The organism is Actinomadura rugatobispora, assembly GCF_042656285.1.
GTDB lineage: Bacteria > Actinomycetota > Actinomycetes > Streptosporangiales > Streptosporangiaceae > Spirillospora > Spirillospora rugatobispora.
In genome coordinates this window covers 1-2,156 of the sequence record NZ_JBHSON010000217.1, presented here as the reverse complement: position 1 = coordinate 2,156, position 2,156 = coordinate 1, and the positions used below count along the sequence as shown (strand labels likewise).

Here is a 2,156-nt window from a genome sequence, read left to right as displayed (position 1 = left end):
CGCCCGTACCTCAGGAGGACGGAACTGTGCAGTACGCGATCACGTTGATCGTCGGGCTCGTCGGTGTAGCGGTGGCGCTAGCGCTGGCGGGCCGGCGGGTGAGGTTCCTGTGGGATCTGTTCAAGAGCGGTCAGCCCGACCCCGATCGTGTTCTTCAGCTCAAGCGTGACAAGAAGAGCGGTGTGGAGGGGCAGGTCACCGAGGTCCTGGGGCAGCGCAAGCTGCTGAAGTGGACGGTGGCCGGTGCGGCGCATCTGGCGGTGATGTGGGCGTTCCTGCTGCTGATCACCGTGTACGGCGAGGCGGGCGTCCAGCTGCTGTTCGGGTTGCACGCCCACATCCCGTTCCTGCAGACCTGGGGGCCGATCGGGTTCGTCCAGGACACGATCGCGCTGGCGTGCCTGGCCGGTCTGGCCACCTTCGCGCTCATCCGGGTGAGGAACTCGCCGAAGAAGCTGGACCGGGGGTCGCGGTTCAAGGGCTCGCACACCGGCGGCGCGTGGCTGATCCTGTTCATGATCTTCAACGTGATCTGGACGATGCTGGCCTTCCGCGGCATGGAGGTCGCCAACGGCAACTTCTCCTACGGCAGGGCCGCCTACGCCTCCTACGGCGTCGGCCGGCTGCTGGAGAACATCGGCGAGCCCGACAGCGGCCTGCTGAACGGGCTGGAGGCCTTCTTCCTGCTGGCCCACATCGGCGTGGCGCTGATCTTCCTGGTGATCGTGGTCAACTCCAAGCACCTGCACATCTTCATCGCGCCGTTGAACGTGATGTTCAAGCGCCGCCCCGACGGGCTGGGCGCGGTGCAGCCGATGATGAGCCGGGGCAAGCCGCTGGACTTCGAGGAGGCCGACCCCGACGAGGACACCTTCGGGCGCGGGAAGATCGAGGACTTCACCTGGAAGGGCTTCCTGGACATGGCGACCTGCACCGAGTGCGGGCGCTGCCAGTCCCAGTGCCCGGCCTGGAACACCGGCAAGCCGCTGTCCCCGAAGATGGTGGTGCTGGAGCTGCGCGACCACGCCTTCGCCAAGGCCCCCTACATGCTGGCCTCCGAGGAGGAGCGGGCCGCCTTCACCGACGAGCAGAAGGCCGCCATGCAGGTGGACAAGGAGCTGGTCGGCGAGGACGGGGTCATCCACCCCGACGTGCTGTGGTCGTGCACCAACTGCGGCGCGTGCGTGGAGCAGTGCCCGGTCGACATCGAGCACATCGACCACATCCTGGACATGCGCCGCTTCCAGGTGATGATCGAGTCCTCGTTCCCGTCGGAGGCGGGGGTGATGCTCAAGAACCTGGAGAACAAGGGCAACCCCTGGGGCATGTCGGAGATGAAGCGCCTCGAATGGATCGAGGAGCTGGACTTCGAGGTCGAGGTCGTCGACGACAAGCTGTCGGAGGACACCGAGTACCTGTTCTGGGTCGGGTGCGCGGGCGCGCTGGAGGACCGGGCCAAGAAGACCACCAAGGCGGTCGCCGAGCTGCTGCACATCGCCGGCGTCAAGTTCGCCGTGCTGGGCCCGATGGAGGCCTGCACCGGCGACCCGGCCCGCCGCCTGGGCATGGAGTTCGTGTTCCAGATGCTCGGCCAGCAGAACGTCGAGACGCTCAACGACGCCGGCGCCAAGAAGATCGTGGCGACCTGCCCGCACTGCTTCAACACCCTGGCCAACGAGTACCCGCAGATCGGCGGGGACTACGAGGTCGTGCACCACACCCAGCTGCTGGCGCACCTGGTCGAGGAGGGCAAACTCACCCCGGTCACCCCGATCGAGGAGAACATCACCTACCACGACCCCTGCTTCCTGGGCCGCCACAACAAGGTCTACAAGCAGCCCCGCGACATCATGGCCACCGTCCCGGGCGTCAAGACCCAGGAGATGCACCGGCACAAGGACCGCGGTTTCTGCTGCGGCGCCGGCGGTGCGCGGATGTGGATGGAGGAGCGGATCGGCAAGCGCATCAACACCGAGCGGGTGGACGAGGCGCTGACCACCGACCCCGACACCGTCTCCACCGCGTGCCCGTTCTGCCTGGTGATGCTGGGCGATGCCATCAACGAGAAGAAGAACTCCGGCGAGGCCAAGGAATCGCTGGAGGTCGTGGACGTCTCCCAGCTCCTCATCCGCTCCATCAAGGGCGAAGGCACCGCC

At 66.7% G+C, this 2,156-nt stretch carries 1 protein-coding gene; it reads left to right on the top strand.

The window, feature by feature from the left end:
* Positions 1-44: 44 nt before the first annotated feature.
* A partial coding sequence (locus ACFPZN_RS55890; protein ID WP_378293536.1) for a (Fe-S)-binding protein occupies positions 45-2,156 on the top strand: 2,112 nt, incomplete at its 3' end.